The organism is Cupriavidus sp. 10L43_2, from assembly GCF_056395265.1.
The window spans coordinates 179,880-196,920 of sequence record NZ_JBFTJE010000006.1; the positions used below are offsets into that span (position 1 = coordinate 179,880).

The 17,041-nt window shown below is 66.2% G+C and carries 15 protein-coding genes; 1 reads left to right on the forward strand and 14 read right to left on the reverse strand.

Features of this window, described 5'->3' with window-relative positions; translation table 11 throughout:
* Positions 1-36: 36 nt before the first annotated feature.
* The 4 genes from glmM to AC1DEL_RS11310 form a co-directional block, all read right to left on the reverse strand.
* Positions 37-1,380, reverse strand: a complete 1,344-nt coding sequence (gene glmM / locus AC1DEL_RS11295; protein WP_477125752.1) for a phosphoglucosamine mutase — start codon at positions 1,378-1,380, stop codon at positions 37-39.
* Between the two features lie 5 nt (positions 1,381-1,385).
* Positions 1,386-2,264 (reverse strand): dihydropteroate synthase, encoded by an 879-nt coding sequence (folP, locus tag AC1DEL_RS11300; RefSeq protein WP_092289799.1) that lies wholly within the window; start codon positions 2,262-2,264, stop codon positions 1,386-1,388.
* 84 nt (positions 2,265-2,348) lie between these two features.
* Positions 2,349-4,232 carry an ATP-dependent zinc metalloprotease FtsH gene (gene ftsH, locus AC1DEL_RS11305; RefSeq protein ID WP_477159078.1) on the reverse strand — a complete coding sequence of 628 codons (1,884 nt, stop codon included), beginning with the start codon at positions 4,230-4,232 and terminating at the stop codon, positions 2,349-2,351.
* 153 nt (positions 4,233-4,385) lie between these two features.
* A complete protein-coding gene (locus AC1DEL_RS11310; protein WP_092289803.1) occupies positions 4,386-5,051 on the reverse strand; it encodes an RlmE family RNA methyltransferase in 666 nt (221 codons plus the stop codon).
* Between the two features lie 73 nt (positions 5,052-5,124).
* On the opposite strand from AC1DEL_RS11310, the gene AC1DEL_RS11315 reads away from it, so the two are divergent.
* The gene (locus tag AC1DEL_RS11315) at positions 5,125-5,631 is read left to right on the forward strand and encodes a YhbY family RNA-binding protein (RefSeq protein ID WP_092289805.1); all 507 of its coding nucleotides are present in this window, start codon (positions 5,125-5,127) and stop codon (positions 5,629-5,631) included.
* Between the two features lie 53 nt (positions 5,632-5,684).
* Here AC1DEL_RS11315 and AC1DEL_RS11320 read toward each other — a convergent pair whose 3' ends face one another.
* From AC1DEL_RS11320 to AC1DEL_RS11365, 10 genes are all read right to left on the reverse strand, one after another.
* The gene (locus AC1DEL_RS11320) at positions 5,685-6,188 is read right to left on the reverse strand and encodes a DUF4149 domain-containing protein (RefSeq protein WP_477125753.1); all 504 of its coding nucleotides are present in this window, start codon (positions 6,186-6,188) and stop codon (positions 5,685-5,687) included.
* Positions 6,189-6,201: 13 nt separating this feature from the next.
* Positions 6,202-6,678, reverse strand: coding sequence for a transcription elongation factor GreA (gene greA / locus AC1DEL_RS11325; RefSeq protein ID WP_092289809.1), 477 nt, complete (start codon positions 6,676-6,678; stop codon positions 6,202-6,204).
* A 194-nt stretch (positions 6,679-6,872) separates the two neighbouring features.
* Positions 6,873-10,121: a carbamoyl-phosphate synthase large subunit gene (carB, locus tag AC1DEL_RS11330; RefSeq protein WP_092289811.1), complete on the reverse strand. Its 3,249-nt coding sequence runs from the start codon at positions 10,119-10,121 to the stop codon at positions 6,873-6,875.
* A gap of 78 nt (positions 10,122-10,199) precedes the next feature.
* The gene (gene leuE / locus AC1DEL_RS11335; RefSeq protein ID WP_092289813.1) at positions 10,200-10,877 is read right to left on the reverse strand and encodes a leucine efflux protein LeuE; all 678 of its coding nucleotides are present in this window, start codon (positions 10,875-10,877) and stop codon (positions 10,200-10,202) included.
* Positions 10,878-10,914: 37 nt separating this feature from the next.
* Positions 10,915-12,051: a glutamine-hydrolyzing carbamoyl-phosphate synthase small subunit gene (carA, locus tag AC1DEL_RS11340; protein ID WP_092289815.1), complete on the reverse strand. Its 1,137-nt coding sequence runs from the start codon at positions 12,049-12,051 to the stop codon at positions 10,915-10,917.
* Positions 12,052-12,344: 293 nt separating this feature from the next.
* Positions 12,345-12,767: a RidA family protein gene (locus AC1DEL_RS11345; protein ID WP_441590503.1), complete on the reverse strand. Its 423-nt coding sequence runs from the start codon at positions 12,765-12,767 to the stop codon at positions 12,345-12,347.
* 12 nt (positions 12,768-12,779) lie between these two features.
* Complete coding sequence (locus tag AC1DEL_RS11350; protein WP_441590504.1) at positions 12,780-13,205, reverse strand: acyl-CoA thioesterase; 426 nt, start codon at positions 13,203-13,205, stop codon at positions 12,780-12,782.
* The gene (locus tag AC1DEL_RS11355) at positions 13,202-14,914 is read right to left on the reverse strand and encodes an AMP-binding protein (RefSeq protein ID WP_477125754.1); all 1,713 of its coding nucleotides are present in this window, start codon (positions 14,912-14,914) and stop codon (positions 13,202-13,204) included. The genes AC1DEL_RS11350 and AC1DEL_RS11355 overlap by 4 nt, the downstream gene beginning before the upstream one ends.
* Before the next feature lie 25 nt (positions 14,915-14,939).
* Positions 14,940-16,121 (reverse strand): acyl-CoA dehydrogenase family protein, encoded by a 1,182-nt coding sequence (locus tag AC1DEL_RS11360; RefSeq protein ID WP_477125755.1) that lies wholly within the window; start codon positions 16,119-16,121, stop codon positions 14,940-14,942.
* Between the two features lie 25 nt (positions 16,122-16,146).
* On the reverse strand, positions 16,147-16,998 hold the full coding sequence (locus AC1DEL_RS11365) for an enoyl-CoA hydratase family protein (protein ID WP_092289825.1): 852 nt from the start codon (positions 16,996-16,998) through the stop codon (positions 16,147-16,149).
* Positions 16,999-17,041: the final 43 nt, after the last annotated feature.

Sequence of the window (17,041 nt, forward strand, 5' to 3'; positions counted from 1 at the left end):
TCACGCTGGCGTCATTTTCGGTCACTACAGGAACGGTCAGGCGCGCAGCGAGTCAGCCAAGGCCTGGGCCGCGCGTTCGGCGGTCTCGACCTGTTCGGCCTCCACCATTACACGGACTACCGGCTCGGTGCCCGAGGCGCGGATCAGCACCCGCCCACGGCCTTCGAGTTCCGGCTCGATCTTGGCGCGCACCGCCTGCAGCCCGGCATGGGTCTGCCAGTCGAAACCCTTCTCCACGCGCACGTTGATCAGGGTCTGCGGGAACAACTTCACGCCTTCCAGCAACTGCGCCAGCGTCTTGCCGCTCCGGCGCAGTGCAGCCAGCACCTGGAGTGCCGACACGATGCCGTCGCCCGTCGTGTGACGATCCAGGCACAAAAGATGGCCGGAGCCTTCGCCGCCGAGTGTCCACTTGCGCTTGTTGAGTTCTTCCAGCACGTAGCGGTCGCCCACCTTGGCGCGAACGAATTCGACGCCAAGGCGCTTCAGCGCCAGCTCGACAGCCATGTTCGTCATCAGCGTGCCCACCGCGCCATCGACGCGGTGGCCAGCAGCCTGCCGGTCCCGCACGATCAGGTACAGCAGTTCGTCGCCGTTGTAGAGCCGGCCATCGGCGTCCACCACCTGCAGGCGGTCGGCATCGCCGTCGAAGGCCAGGCCCAGGTGCGCGCCGTGCGCCTTGACGGATTCGATCAACCGCTCAGGCGCCGTGGCGCCGTAGCCGGCGTTGATGTTGCGGCCGTCCGGCTGGTTGCCGATGGAGATCACCTCGGCACCGAGTTCGTGGAACACGTGCGGGGCGATGTGGTACGCCGCCCCGTGGGCGCAGTCCACCACGAGCTTGAGCCCGTGCAGGTCCTGCTCATACGGGAATGTGCTCTTGCAGAACTCGATGTAGCGGCCAGCCGCATCGTCGATGCGGCGCGCGCGGCCGAGGTCGTCCGAACGCACGCAGGCCATCGGCTCTTCGAGCTGGGCCTCGATCTTCAGCTCCGTCTCGTCCGGCAGCTTGTCGCCCGTCGACGAGAAGAACTTGATGCCGTTGTCGTAGTACGGATTGTGGCTCGCGGAAATGACCACGCCCGCCGCCAGCCGCAGCGCGCGGGTCAGGTAGGCCACGCCCGGCGTCGGCAGCGGACCGGTCAGCAGCACGTGCACGCCGGCAGCCGTGAAACCGGCTTCCAGCGCGGCTTCGAGCATATAACCCGAGATCCGCGTGTCCTTGCCGATCAGCACGGTCGGCCGGCCCTGGCTGGTTTTCTGGCCCAGCGCCAGCACCTTGCCGGCGGCGTAGCCGAGCCGCATCACAAAATCCGGCGTGATCGGTGCTTCACCAACCCGACCCCGCACGCCATCTGTCCCGAAATACTTGCGCGTCATCTGTTTCATTCTCCCGATTGCCCTGTACCGGCAACTGATTCATGGCGAATCGCCCACCAGGTCTTGATGGCGTCCACCGTCTGTTCCACGTCGTGCACCCGCACGATAAATGCGCCCCGCTCCACCGCGCACACGGCCGCGGCCAGGCTGGCCGCCACGCGCTGCTGCGGCGGTCTGCCGCCGAGAATGGCGCCAAGCGTCGACTTGCGCGAGAGCCCGGCCAGGATCGGCAGGCCGTCCACGGCCAGTCGCGGCATTTGGCCGAGCAGACGGAGATTATGATCCGGCGTCTTGCCAAATCCAAACCCCGGATCGAGCGAAATACGTGCGTCGTCCACGCCCGCCGCACGCAGGGTTGACACCCGTTCGCGCAGGAACCCCTCCACCTCGGCCACCACGTCGACATACTGCGGGTCTTCCTGCATGGTCTGCGGGTCACGCTGCATGTGCATCACGCACAGGCCCGCCTGTCCCGCCGCCGCGCCGCTCACGGCTTCCACCGCGCCCGGCATGCGGAAGCCCCAGATATCGTTGATCAGATCCGCTCCGCCCGCCAGTGCCGCACGCATGACTTCGGGCTTGTAGGTGTCGATCGACAACGGTTTGCCACACGGCGCCAGGGCCTCGACGATCGGCATCACCCGGGCCAGTTCCTGATCCAGCGGCAGCGCCGCTGAGCCCGGACGGCTCGATTCCCCGCCAATGTCGATGATGTCCACGCCTTCGGCAATCATCTGCTCCGCGTGGCGCAAGGCCGCATCGCGGCCCGCATGCTGGCCACCGTCGGAAAACGAATCGGGTGTGACGTTGAGGATGCCCATCACCAGTGGACGGCGGTTGCGGGCGAAACGGTAGCGCCCGCACTGGAAGAACTCGGTCGACAAGATCTGCTGTCCTGGAATGGAAAAAGCCGGTGCGCAGGGCACCGGCTTCTGAACTGCCCGCCTGCGAAGGCAGGGCAATCGCGATCAGGCCGTGGCAGGCGCGTTGGTCGGCGCCACCGGCGAACCGCCCGAAGGCGTGTTACCACCACCGTTCTGGCCCGACACGTTACGCGGCGGACGCGGCGGCTTGCCAGCCATGATGTCGTTCACCTGATCGGCGTCGATCGTTTCCCACTCCATCAGGGCGCTGGTCATCGCCTCGACCTTGTCGCGGTGATCTTCGAGCAGGTGCTTCGCCAGCGCATATTGCTCGTCGATGATGCGACGGATCTCGCCGTCAACCTTCTGCTGGGTGGCCTCGGACACAGTCTTCGACGAGAGCTTGCCGAACATGCCGTCCTGCTCCGTATCGACATAGACCATGGCGCCGAGCGAATCGCTCATGCCGAAACGGGTCACCATGTCGCGGGCGATCTTGGTGGCGCGCTCGAAGTCGTTGGACGCCCCCGTGCTCATGGCGTTGAGGAAGACCTCCTCCGCCGCACGGCCGCCGAAGAGAATCGCGATCTCGTCGAGCATGTTGTCCTTGTACTTCGAATATTTGTCATGCTCCGGCAGCTGCCAGGTCACGCCCAGTGCCCAGCCGCGCGGCATGATCGTAACCTTGTGCACCGGATCGGCCTTCGGCAGCAGCTTGGCCACCACCGCATGGCCGGACTCGTGGTAAGCCGTGGCCTTGCGCTCTTCTTCGCGCATGACCGTCGACTTGCGCTCCGGGCCCATGAAGATCTTGTCCTTGGCGTCCTCGAAGTCCTGCATGTCCACCACGCGCTTGTTGCGGCGGGCGGCGAACAGCGCGGCCTCGTTGACCAGGTTGGCCAGGTCGGCACCCGAGAAGCCCGGGGTACCACGACCGATCACCGACGCGTCCACGTCGTTGCCGATCGGCACCTTGCGCATATGCACCTTCAGGATCTGCTCGCGGCCGCGGATGTCCGGCAGGCCCACGTAGACCTGGCGGTCGAAACGACCCGGACGCAGCAGCGCCTTGTCCAGCACGTCGGCACGGTTGGTCGCGGCGATCACGATGACGCCCGAGTTGGCCTCGAAGCCGTCCATCTCGACCAGCATCTGGTTCAGCGTCTGCTCGCGCTCGTCGTTGCCGCCGCCCATGCCGGCGCCACGATGACGACCGACCGCGTCGATTTCATCGATGAACACGATGCAAGGCGCCTGCTTCTTGGCGTTCTCGAACATGTCGCGCACACGGGCCGCGCCCACGCCGACGAACATTTCGACGAAGTCCGAACCGGAAATGCTGAAGAAAGGCACCTTGGCCTCGCCGGCGATGRCGCGTGCCAGCAGCGTCTTACCGGTACCCGGAGGGCCAACCAGCAGCACGCCGCGCGGAATACGGCCGCCCAGCTTCTGGAATTTCTGCGGATCCTTGAGGAAGTCGACCAGTTCGACCACTTCCTCCTTGGCCTCGTCGCAGCCGGCCACGTCCGAGAACGTGACGGCGTTCTGGTTCTCGTCGATCAGGCGTGCACGGGACTTGCCGAACGAGAAGGCACCGCCTTTCCCGCCGCCCTGCATCTGCCGCATCATGTAGAACCAGAAGACGATGATCAGCAAGGTTGGCCCGAGGTAGTACAGGGCCTGGACCAGCACGTTCGGCTCGTCGTCGGCCTTGCCGGTGACCTGGACGCCGTACTTCATCAGGTCGCCGACCATCCAGATGTCGCCCGGCGAGATGATCGTGTACTTGGCGCCCTCTTTGGGCGAAACCACGAGATTACGGCCCTGCACGTCGACGCGGCTCACCTTGCCGTTCTTGGCGTCATCCATGAACTGCGAATAGGTGACACCGTCCTGGGCACGTGGTTTGTCGAACTGCTTGAAGACGGTGAACAATACCAGCGCGATTACGAGCCAGATTGCCGCCTTTTGAAACAGGTTGTTATTCAAGGCCGAACTCCTTTGCAATTGCCTTGCCAACGGGATAGCTGCATTGCATTGTAATGCAGCCCCCGCCCCCGCAGGGAATCTCTGAATCTATGGTCCCGATAGTGCCCGAGGCGCCCCATGGCGGCAAGCCGCCCGGGGTGTCCGGCGCACGTTTCAGTCCACCGACTTCAGGTAACGCCCAAGAATAAAGGTTTCTGAAGACTTGTCGCGCGACGCCTTGGGCTTGCGCTTCGCGACTACCTTGAACTGGCGCTTGAATTTCTCCACGATCTGGCTATACCCGCTGCCGTGGAAACACTTTACCAGCAACGATCCCTCGGGTTTCAAGTGCGCCTGGGCGAACTCGAGCGCCAGATCGCATAAATACTCGATCCTTGCCGAATCGGCCGAAGACACACCGGACAAATTGGGGGCCATGTCCGAGATAACAAGGTCGATCCGGGTGCCGCCAGACGCGGCCAGGACCACCTCCTCGAATTCCCGGAATACCGATTCCTCGCGGAAGTCACCCAGAATAAAAGTGACGTCGGCGACAGGTTCCATCGGCAACAGGTCGATGGCGATCACCGCTCCATCGATCTTGCCATCCTTGGCGCGCGGCGAGGCCGCCAGCCGGTTGCGGGCGTACTGGCTCCAGCTGCCCGGGGCGGCGCCGAGGTCGACGATGACGTGGCCCGGCTGGATCAGCTTGTCCTGCTCGTCGATCTCCTTGAGCTTGTAGGCCGCACGGGCGCGATAGCCCTCGCGCTGCGCCATTTTCACGTAGGGATCGTTGATGTGGTCATGCAACCACGCGTGATTAAACTTGTTCTTTGCCATTTTTTGCTGATCTTTACCGCCTGCCGGCGTCATTTTGGCGGATAATACGCGCCATTCCGCTTTGCGCCCTGACATGCCCGCACTAGAACTGATACCTGCCCAACGCTCCTCCCTCCGCGCCCGCGCCCACGGTCTGAACCCTGTGGTCATGGTCGGTGCGGAAGGCCTGACCCGCGCGGTCCTGGCCGAGATCGACCGGAGCCTGGCGGCTCACGATCTGATCAAGATCCGTGTATTCGGCGACGAGCGCGACACGCGCATCGCCATTTATGAAGCCATCTGCGACGAACTCGACGCCGCGCCCATCCAGCATATCGGCAAGCTGCTCGTGATCTGGCGTCCGGGTCCGGCCCGTCTGGAAGAGAACCGGCCCGAGGAACTGGGTCGCATGGCCCCGCGCCGCCCGACCACTGGCACCGCGCCGCGCACCGTGACGGTCCGCAAGCCCAGCGCCGCGCCGAACCGTCGGCCCACCCGCAAGGAAGTGACCGTGCTCGGCAACGAGCGCGTGACCCAGGGCGGCAACGTCAAGCGCCTGCGCGCCCGCCCCAGCAGCCAGAAGAAGAAGGCGCTGGGCTGATCCGCCCTGCCCTGCCTTCCTGGCCTGAAGAACGCCCGCTTGCGCGGGCGTTTTTATTCCCCGGCCGAACGCGGCGCTGCCGCGCGCCACACCAGCACTAGTGCCAGTATGCTGTGCACGAGGTAGATGACGCTCGACACGCCGTGCAGCATGCCGAACTGGCCCTTGAACGGCGACTCGGAGACGCCCAGGTTCAGCGCCTGCGCACGGACCTTGAGGCCTTCCATGAACGGCTGCACGCCGAAGTAGCCGGCCAGCACGCAAGCCAGCATGGCCAGCACGATCCAGCGCAGCGTGCGATAGCGCTTGGCACCGCGGCGGATCATCACGTTGCACAGTACCAACTGCAGCACGCCCACCGTGATGCCGAGGATCGCCTCGGTCCGGAACAGGTGGCCGGCGATCATGCCTGCCATCTCACGGTTCGGCAGCACCGAAAACAGCGTCGGTGCCACCATGTAACCTACTGTCCACAAACTGCCGGCCCAAACAACGGTCAGCAGCAGGAAAATCCGGTGGGGCAGCGGCGGCAGGTTCGAATACGAGGAAGAGAACACGTGTGGGCGCCCGTCAGACGTAGCGGACGGTGATCACTTCGTATTCGCGCTCGCCACCCGGGGCCAGCACGATCGCCACGTCGCCTTCGAACTTGCCGATCAGGGCCCGGGCGATGGGCGAGCTGACCGAAATCTTGCCGCTGTCGAGGTCGGCTTCGTCGTCGCCGACGATCTGGTAGCTCACGGGCTTGCCCGATTGCAGGTCTTCCAGGTCCACGGTGGCGCCAAAGACGATGCGGCCGTCCGTGTCGAGCTGGGTCGGATCGATGATCTGGGCAGCCGACAGCTTCGACTCCACGTCCAGGATGCGGCCTTCGATAAAGGCCTGCTTTTCCTTGGCGGCGTCGTACTCGGCGTTTTCCGACAGGTCACCCTGCGCGCGCGCTTCGGCGATGGCAGTGATCACCGCGGGACGTTCGACGGCCTTGAGGCGCTGCAGTTCTTCCTTCAGGAGTTCGGCGCCACGCTTGGTAATCGGAATGGTGCTCATATCTCGTTCAACAAAAAAATGAGCCGCAGCGGAGCTGGAGCCATGCTCCCGGCAAGGTTGCCGGAAGCACTTCCGCTCGACCGCGGCTTTCGGATAGGACCGAACGGCCCGTAGGCCGTTCAATCGACGAATTCGACGTAGTGTAGGCCAGAAAGCCCGCCGGTATCAACCCGGCGGGTCTGGCGGTGCAGCAATCAGGCCAGCTGCTTGTGCAGGCTCTGCAGGTCGTAGACCTCCAGGCTTTGCATGTGCTTCAGGCCCTCCACTGCGGCGCGGGCGCCGGCAATGGTGGTGTAGTAAGGCACCCGGCCGGCCAGCGCGGCGATACGGATCGAACGCGAATCGGCGATGGCCGTACGCGTCTCGTCCACCGTGGTGAACACCAGCGCCAGTTCGCCGTTCTTGATCATGTCCACAATGTGCGGACGGCCGTCCTTGACCTTGTTGACCACGCGCACCGGGATCCCCGCTGCCTCGATGGCCGACGCCGTGCCGCGCGTGGCGACGATCGGGTAGCCCAGGTCGTGCAGCATGCGGGCCACGCCCACGGCACGCGGCTTGTCGCTGTCCTTGACGGTGATCAGCACGGTGCCCTTCTCGGGCAGGCGCGAACCGGCGGCCAGCTGGCTCTTGAACAGGGCCTCGCCGAACACCTTGCCCACGCCCATCACCTCACCGGTGGAGCGCATCTCAGGTCCAAGCACCGGGTCCACGCCCGGGAACTTGTTGAACGGGAACACGGCTTCCTTGACGCTGAAGTACGGCGGTATCACCTCTTCGCCGATGCCCTGCGAGTCCAGCGACTGGCCGGCCATGCAGCGTGCGGCGATCTTCGCCAGCGACAGGCCGGTAGCCTTCGACACATACGGCACGGTCCGCGAGGCGCGCGGGTTCACTTCCAGCACGTACACGGTGTCTTCGCCGTTGTGCTGCTGGATCGCGAACTGCACGTTCATCAGGCCGATCACGTTCAGGGCCTTCGCCATGGCGGCGGTCTGGCGCTTCAGCTCGTCCACGGTGGCTTGCGAGAGCGAGTACGGCGGCAGCGAGCAAGCCGAGTCGCCCGAGTGCACGCCAGCCTGCTCGATGTGCTCCATCACGCCGCCGATGAACACGCGCTGGCCGTCGCTCAGGGCGTCCACGTCGCATTCGATCGCGTCGTTCAGGAAACGGTCCAGCAGCACCGGGGAGTCGTGCGACACCTTCACGGCCTCGCGCATATAGCGCTCGAGGTCGCGCGGCTCGTGCACGATTTCCATCGCGCGGCCACCCAGCACGTACGACGGGCGCACCACCAGCGGGTAGCCGATTTCCTCGGCCAGGCGCAGCGCCTCGTCCTCGGCCCGCGCGGTGCGGTTCGGCGGCTGGCGCAGGCCCAGTTCCTGCAGCAGCTTCTGGAAGCGCTCGCGGTCTTCCGCGGCGTCGATCATGTCCGGGCTGGTGCCGATGATGGGCACGCCGTTGGCTTCCAGGTCCAGCGCCAGCTTCAGCGGGGTCTGGCCGCCGTACTGGACGATCACGCCGACCGGCTTTTCCTTGTCGACGATTTCCAGCACGTCTTCCAGCGTCAGCGGCTCGAAGTACAGGCGGTCCGAGGTGTCATAGTCGGTCGACACGGTTTCCGGGTTGCAGTTGACCATGATGGTCTCGTACCCGTCTTCGCGCAGCGCCAGCGCGGCGTGCACGCAGCAATAGTCGAACTCGATGCCCTGGCCGATCCGGTTCGGGCCACCGCCCAGCACCATGATCTTCTTGTTGGCGGTCGGCTCGGCCTCGCACTCGCCGTGTTCGGCTTCGTACGTGCCGTACATGTAGGCGGTGTTGGTGGCGAACTCGGCCGCGCAGGTGTCCACGCGCTTGTAGACCGGGCGCACGTTCTGGGCGATACGCGCCTCGCGCACCGACTTGGCGTCGGTCTTGAGCAGCTTCGCCAGGCGGCGGTCCGAGAAACCCTTCTGCTTGAGCAGGCGCAGTTCGGGCGTCGAGAGGCTGGCCAGCGTGCGGTTGCGCACGATGGACTCGGTCTTCACGATGTCTTCGATCTGGGCCAGGAACCACGGGTCGATGGCGGTCTCGGCATGCACTTCCTCGAGCGACATGCCCAGGCGGAACGCGTCGCCCACGTACCAGATGCGGTCCGGGCCGGCTTCGCCGATCTCTTCCACCACCTCGTCGCGGTCGGTCGACTTCTCGTCCAGGCCATCCACGCCCACTTCCAGGCCGCGCAGTGCCTTCTGGAACGATTCCTGGAAGGTGCGGCCCATCGCCATCACCTCGCCCACGGACTTCATCTGCGTAGTCAGGTGGCTGTCGGCCTGCGGGAACTTCTCGAAGGCGAAACGCGGCACCTTGGTGACCACGTAGTCGATCGACGGCTCGAACGACGCCGGGGTCTGGCCGCCGGTGATCTCGTTCTTCAGCTCGTCCAGCGTGTAGCCCACGGCCAGCTTGGCCGCCACCTTGGCGATCGGGAAGCCGGTGGCCTTCGAGGCCAGCGCCGACGAACGCGACACGCGCGGGTTCATCTCGATCACGATCATGCGGCCRTCGGCCGGGTTGATCGAGAACTGCACGTTCGAGCCGCCCGTATCCACGCCGATCTCGCGCAGCACSGCCAGCGAGGCGTTACGCAGGATCTGGTATTCCTTGTCGGTCAGCGTCTGCGCCGGGGCCACGGTGATCGAGTCGCCGGTGTGGATGCCCATCGGGTCCAGGTTCTCGATCGAGCAGATGATGATGCAGTTGTCCGCCTTGTCGCGGACCACTTCCATCTCGTATTCCTTCCAGCCCAGCAGCGATTCCTCGATCAGCAGCTCGCGCGTCGGCGACAGGTCCAGGCCGCGCTTGCAGATTTCCTCGAATTCCTCGCGGTTGTAGGCGATGCCGCCGCCCGAGCCGCCCAGCGTGAACGACGGGCGGATCACGATCGGGTAGCCCGCCGTGCCGGTGTCCGCGGCGATGCGCGACTGCACGGCCACGGCCTCGTCCATCGAGTGCGCGATACCAGACTTTGCCGAACCGAGACCGATCTTGGTCATCGCGTCCTTGAACTTCTGGCGGTCCTCGGCCTTGTCGATGGCTTCCGGCGACGCGCCGATCAGCTCCACCTTGTACTTGTCCAGCACGCCATGGCGATGCAGGTCCAGCGCGCAGTTCAGCGCGGTCTGGCCGCCCATGGTCGGCAGGATCGCATCGGGACGCTCACGCTCGATGATGCGCTCGACCACTTCCCAGGTGATGGGCTCGATGTAGGTCACGTCGGCCGTGTTCGGGTCCGTCATGATGGTCGCCGGGTTCGAATTGACCAGGATGACCTTGTAGCCCTCTTCGCGCAGGGCCTTGCAGGCCTGGGCGCCGGAGTAGTCGAATTCGCACGCCTGCCCGATGATGATGGGGCCCGCGCCGATGATGAGGATGCTCTTGATGTCTGTGCGTTTTGGCATTGCACGCTCTCTTTGGTGGCCGGTGCGCGAAAGTCTCGCGCGCCGCGCCGGATATTCAGGTTATTTCGACTCGCCGGATCAGTTCAGCGTGGCCGTCGCCAGCTTCGCGCCGAAGCCGATGAACATGGCCCCCACACCGCTCGCCATGCCTGCCGACAGCCTGCGGCGCCGGCGGAACGCTTCGGCAAGCCGCGCGCCCACAAGGATGATGGTGGTCAGGTAGACGAAGCTGCAGATCTGGCAGACCAGCCCCAGCGCCACGAACGACAGCACCGGGCGCGCGAACTGCGGGTCCACGAACTGGATAAAGAACGAGATGAAGAACAGGATGGCCTTCGGGTTCAGCAGGCTGATGACCAGCGCCTTGCGGAACGGGTCCGTGGTGCGCTCGACCGGCACTTCGACCGCCGCCGGCTGCCCGGCCTCGCCCCGCTGGGACCAGCTGCGCAGCGCGCCGCGCAGCATCTGGAAGCCGATCCAGGCCAGGTAGGCCGCGCCGATGGTCTTGACCACGTAGAACAGCGCCGGGCTGGCCTTGAGCAGCGACGCCACGCCCGCGGCCGACAGCACCATCAGGATCAGGTCGCCCAGGAATACGCCGCACGCGCCCCGGTAGCCGGCGCGCACACCGCGCTGGGCGGCCACCGACAGCACGTACATCGAGTTCGGCCCCGGCAGCAGCACGATGAAGATCGTGCCRAGCACAAAGGTCCAGAAATCGGTAATGCCCAGGCTGGCGTGCATGAACGCGTTCATGGTTTCTCGCTGTGTCCTTGTTCTCGTTCGCGGCGGCTTACTGCTTCGCGTCCTTCATCAGCTTGATGAAGCGGTCGAACAGGTAGGCCACGTCGTGCGGGCCGGGCGATGCTTCCGGGTGACCCTGGAAGCAGAACGCCGGCTTGTCCGTCAGCGCGAAGCCCTGCAGCGAGCCGTCGAACAGCGACGTATGCGTGACGCGCACGTTGGCCGGCAGCGTGTCGGCATCCACGGCAAAACCGTGATTTTGCGACGTAATCACCACACGACCATCGTCCATGTCCTTGACCGGATGGTTCGCGCCATGGTGGCCGAACTTCATCTTGAGGGTCTTGGCGCCCACGGCCAGGGCCATGATCTGGTGACCCAGGCAGATGCCGAAGGTGGGAATGCCACGGGCGATGAACTCACGCGTGGCAGCCACGGCGTAGTCACACGGCTCGGGGTCGCCGGGGCCGTTGGACAGGAAGATGCCGTCCGGATTCAGCGCCAGGGCATCGGCGGCGCTGGCCTGGGCCGGCAGCACCGTGACCTTGCAGCCGCGCTCGGCCAGCATGCGCAGGATGTTGAACTTGACGCCGTAGTCATAGGCCACCACGTGGAACTGCGGCTTGTCCAGCTTGCCGTAGCCCTCGCCGAGCTTCCACTCGTTCTGGGTCCACTCGTACGGTTCCTTGACCGACACCACCTTGGCCAGGTCCATGCCGGCCAGGCCGGGGAACGAGCGGGCCAGGTCGATGGCGCGCTGGACGTTGTCCTCGCCAGCCAGGATGCAGCCGTTCTGGGCACCCTTCTCGCGCAGGATACGGGTCAGCTTGCGGGTATCGATGCCGGCAATGGCCACCACCTTTTCCTGCTTGAGGTAGTGGGCGAGCGTGTGTTCCTTGCGGAAGCTCGAGGCCAGAATCGGCAGATCCTTGATGATCAGGCCGGCGGCATGGACTTTCGTGGCTTCGACGTCCTCACGATTCACCCCGACATTGCCGATATGCGGATACGTCAGCGTGACGATCTGCCGGGAATAGCTCGGGTCGGTGAGGATTTCCTGGTAACCGGTGAGAGCGGTGTTGAACACCACTTCGCCGATGGTATGGCCGGAAGCGCCGATGGAATAGCCACGAAAGACCGTGCCGTCTGCAAGCGCGAGAATGGCGGACGGAAAAGACGGTAACACGGGTAGGCTCCTGCTGGACTCACCCCGTGACCGACCTGCTCAACGCCTCGTGCCCCGGGGCGGCGCCTCGCGCGCATGGGCGAGGGACCGGCCGGCTGCGTCTCATTCGTCACTTTTTGTAGTGCACGAACGGCGCGCGGATGGGGCGGCGGAAGGTGGAATACGGTAGGCGCTAGGGTGAAGGGTTCTGAAAGCGAAACTTTCGAATTATATCCCGCCGTGCCCAATTTCTCAAGTTTTCAAGGACTTGCGATGGCAAGCCCTGCCGTGATCGGTTATATACAGCGCCGCCACTAACCTGCCGACACGTCCGCCGGCACCACCGCCGTGACCTCGATCTCCACCTGGGCGCGCGGCTCCACGAGGTCCGCCACCTCCACCGCCGTCATCGCCGGGAAGTGCCGGCCGATGATTTCCCGATAGTGCTGGCCGATGTCCTTGTAAGCGCCCACGTACGCGGCCTTGTCCTTCACGTACCAGGTCATGCGCGCGATGTGCTCGGGGCGAGCCCCGCCCGCCGCCAGCACCGCAACGATATTGCGCAGGGTCTGCGCGACCTGCAGCGCGAAGTCGTCGGTCTCGAACTCGCACTGGGCATTCCAGCCGATCTGACCGCCGACGAAGATCAGGCGGCTGCCTACCGTCATCTCGGCGAGGATGCCGTTGGCGTAGCCCCGGGGCGGTGCCCAGTCGGGCGGTTGCAGCGTTTTCAACATATGACGATCCGGTTATGCGTGGGGATGAAGGAAACGCGCCATCGCGATGCGTACCCGGTCGGGCAGCGGCGTTGGCGTCATGGTTTGAGTATCGACGCAGACGAGCCGCTGGCCCACGGTCAGGCGCGTCTCGCCGTCCGGCCCGGCGAAGCGGGTGTCGATGGCGAAGCTGGTCCGTCCGATGTGCGTCACACGCAACTCGCGGGTCAGCAGTTCGCCCAGCCGGCTCGGCGCGGTAAAGCGGCATTGCAGTTCGGCGGTCGGCACGCCGGCGTGGCCGGCGAGGTGCATGGCGTCGAACGGCCAGTCGAGCCCATCGGCGAACCAGTCTTCGATGAAGTCGTTGAGCATCTCGAAGTAGCGCGGATAGAACACGATGCCGGCCGTGTCGCAGTGCTTGAAGCGCACCCGCACCGTGTTGCGGAACACGTCACTCATGGCTTGGTGCCTTCCGCGCCGGTCTCGGCGGTCTCGGTCGCCAGCTGGCGCAGCCGGAACCGTTGCAGCTTGCCCGTCTCGGTGCGCGGCAGCGCGGCCACGAACTCGATCCGGCGCGGGTATTTATAGGGCGCGATCTCGCGCTTCACGTAGGCCTGCAGCGCGGCGCGCATGGCGTCGCCGGGCTCCACGCCGGGGCGCAGCACCACGTAGGCCATCACCACCTGCCCGCGCTCCGGGTCCGGCGCGCCCACCACGCCGCACTCGGCCACGGCCTCGTGGCGCATCAGCGTGCCTTCCACCTCGGGTCCGGCGATGTTGTAGCCGGCCGAGATGATCATGTCGTCCGAGCGCGCCTGATAGAAGTAGTAGCCATCGGCGTCGGCCAGGAAGGTGTCGCCCGGCAGGTTCCAGCCATCGCGCACGTAGTTGGTCTGGCGCGGGTCGTCCAGGTAGCGGCAGCCCGTGGGCCCGCGCACGGCCAGCTTGCCGACCGTGCCCGGCGGCACCGGCTGCATGGCTTCATCGACGATGCGGGCCTCGTAGCCCGGCACCACGCGGCCCACCGCGCCGGGGCGCACGTCGGCGCCGGCGCTGGAGATGAAGATGTGCATCATCTCGGTGCCGCCCAGCCCATCGGTCATCTCGATGCCGGTGGCCGCCTTCCACGCCTGGCGCGTGGCGTCCGGCAGTGCCTCGCCGGCGGAGACGCTTTTCTTCAGGCTGGACAGGTCGAACTGGGGCGCCAGCGTCGCCATCTGGCGATAGAAGGTCGGCGCCGTGAAGACGATGGTGGCGCGATGGTCCTGGATCAGCTTCAGCAGCGTCTCGGGCGTGAGCTTCTCGGCCAGCGCCGTGCTCGCCCCGATCCGCAGCGGAAAGCACAGCATGCCGCCCAGCCCAAAGGTGAACGCCAGCGGCGGCGTGCCGCAGAAGATGTCGTCCGCCGTGGGCTTGAGCACATGGCGCGGGAACAGGTCGCACATCGCCAGCACGTCGCGGTGGAAGTGCATCGTACCCTTGGGCTGGCCGGTGGTGCCGCTGGTGAAGGCGATCAGGCAGGTGTCGTCGGCAGCGGTGTCGCAGGCGGTGAAGGTGTCGGGCTTGCTGGCCAGCGCCGTCTCCAGCGCGTCCGGGCCGGTGCCGTTGAAGTAGCGCACCGTCTTCAGGCTGGGGCAGAAGTGCTCTCCGCCGGCCAGCCGGTTGGCGTCGAGTTCGGCCTGAAGCCGGGCATCGCAGAGCGCCGCGCCCACCTCGGCTTTGTCGATGACCTGCTTCAGCTCCTTCGCGCGCAGCAGCGGCATGGTCGGCACGGCGATCAGCCCGGCCTTGAGCGTGGCCAGCCAGCAGGCCGCCATCATCAGGTTGTTCGGCCCGCGCAGCAGCACGCGGTTGCCGGGCACCAGCGCCATGTCTTCCACCAGCACATGGGCAATGCGGCTGACCAGCGCGGCCAGTTCGGCATAGGTCACGGTCTCGATGCGGCCGTCGCGCTCGTGCCGAATGGCCACGCGGGCGCCCTGCCCGGCTGCAACGTGGTGGTCCACCAGCGCCTCGGCGGCGTTCAGCCGCGCCGGATAGGTGGTGTCGGCGTTGAAGCGGAATTCGGGCCATTGCTCGGGCGGCGGCAGGCGGTCGCGAGCGAAGGTGTCGACCACGGTATCGCGCGTGGAAGTGGAAGCGGCGGTGGCAGGGGCGGGGGCGACCATGCTTGTCTCTCCTGTTTTCGTCGATTTACGACCGGCTGCGATCGGCCGCGGCCAGCGTCTCGCGCGCGATGATCAGCTTCTGCACCTCGGTGGCGCCCTCGTAGATCCGCAGCGAGCGGATTTCGCGATACAGGCTTTCCACGCGCGTCCCGACCTTCACCCCGAGCCCGCCGAACATCTGCACGGCACGGTCGATGACCTGCTGGGCGTTCTCGGTGGCCACCATCTTGGCCATGGCCGCCTCGCGGGTGGTGCGCACCCCCCGCACGTCGCGCAGCCACGCGGCACGGTAGGTCAGCAGCGCGGCGGCGTCCACCGCCGTGGCCATGTCGCCGATGGCGGCCTGCGTCAGTTGCAGGTCCGCCAGCACGCCGCCGAACATCGGGCGGCTGGTGGCGCGCGCCAGCGCATCGTCCAGCGCGGCCCGGCCGAAGCCCAGCGCGGCCGCCGCCACCGAGGCGCGGAAGATGTCGAGCGTCATCATCGCCACCTTGAAGCCCTGCCCCGGCTCGCCCAGCCGCTGGCCCACGGGCACGCGGCAGTCGTCGAATTGCAGCGTGGCCAGCGGATGCGGGGCGATCACGTCGATCCGCTCGGCGATGCGCAGGCCCGGCGTGTCGGCATCCACCACGAAGGCGGTGATGCCGCGCGCGCCCGGCGCCTCGCCGGTACGGGCGAACACGCAGTAGAAATCGGCGATGCCGCCGTTCGAAATCCACGTCTTGCTGCCGTTCAGCGCGTAGTGGCTGCCGTCCTCGGACAACCGCGCGCTGCATTGCATCGCCGCCACGTCCGAGCCGGCCTCGGGCTCGGACAGCGCGAACGCGGCGATGGCCTCGCCGCGGGCCACGCGCGGCAGGTAGTGGGCGCGCACGGCGTCGCTGCCGGCCAGCGTGATCGCGCCCGAGCCCAGTCCCTGCATCGCGAAGGCGAAGTCGGCCAGCCCATCGTGGCGGGCCAGCGTTTCGCGCAGCAGGCACAGCGCGCGCGAGTCCAGCGCCGGCAGCGCGCCGCCATGGGCGGCCGGCACGCAGTAGCGCAGCCAGCCGGCGTCGCCGAGTTGCCGCACCAGCGCGCGGCAGGCGGCGTCCGTATCGGTGTGATCGACGTGGGCCAGCGCGGTGCGGCACCACGCATCGAGGTCACGCTCCAGCGCCCGGTGCGCATCGTCGAAAAACGGCAGGTCGATGTAGGTCTTGTCGCTCATGGATGCTCCCCGGCCTCAATCAGCCTCAATCGCCCTCGAATACCGGCTTCTGCTTCGCCACGAAGGCGTCGTAGGCGCGGCGGAAGTCCTTCGTCTGCATGCAGATGGCCTGCGCCTCGGCCTCGGCCTCGATGGCTTCGTCCAGCCCCATGTTCCATTCCTGATGCAGCAGCTTCTTGGTCACGCCATGGGCAAAGGTCGGCCCCGCCGCGATCTGGGCGGCCAGCGTCTGGGCAGCGGCCAGCACGGCGTCCGGCGCGTGCAGCGCGTTGAAGAAGCCCCATTGCTGGCCTTCCTCGGCGGTCATCGCGCGGCCCGTGTAGAGCAGCTCGCTCGCCCGGCCCTGTCCGATCACGCGCGGCAGCAGCGAGCACGCGCCCATGTCCGCGCCGGCCAGCCCCACGCGCACGAACAGGAAGGCCGTCTTCGCCTGCGGGGTGCCGAGGCGCAGATCCGAGGCCAGCGCCATCATCGCCCCGGCCCCGGCGCAGATGCCGTCGATGGCGCTGATCACCGGCTGCGGGCAGGCGCGCATCGCCTTGACCAGGTCGCCGGTCATGCGGGTGAAATCGAGCAGCTCGGGCATGCTCATCTTGGTGAGCGGGCCGATGATCTCGTGCACATCGCCGCCCGAGCAGAAATTGCCGCCCGCGCCGGTCACCACCACGGCCTTGATGTCGGTGGCGTAGCAGAGACCGCGGAACAGGTCGCGCAGCTCCGCGTACGAATCGAAGGTCAGCGGGTTCTTGCGCTCTGGCCGGTTCAGCGTGATGGTGGCCACCTTGCCGTCGCCGGACACCGTCCACAGGAAGTGCCTGGGCTGGTAGTCGGCAAACGGGCGCTTGTGGTGGTGCATGTGCAGTGCGATCTCGCTCATGGGTTGTCTCTCTCGCTCTCGAATTTGTTCTCGAATTTGTTCG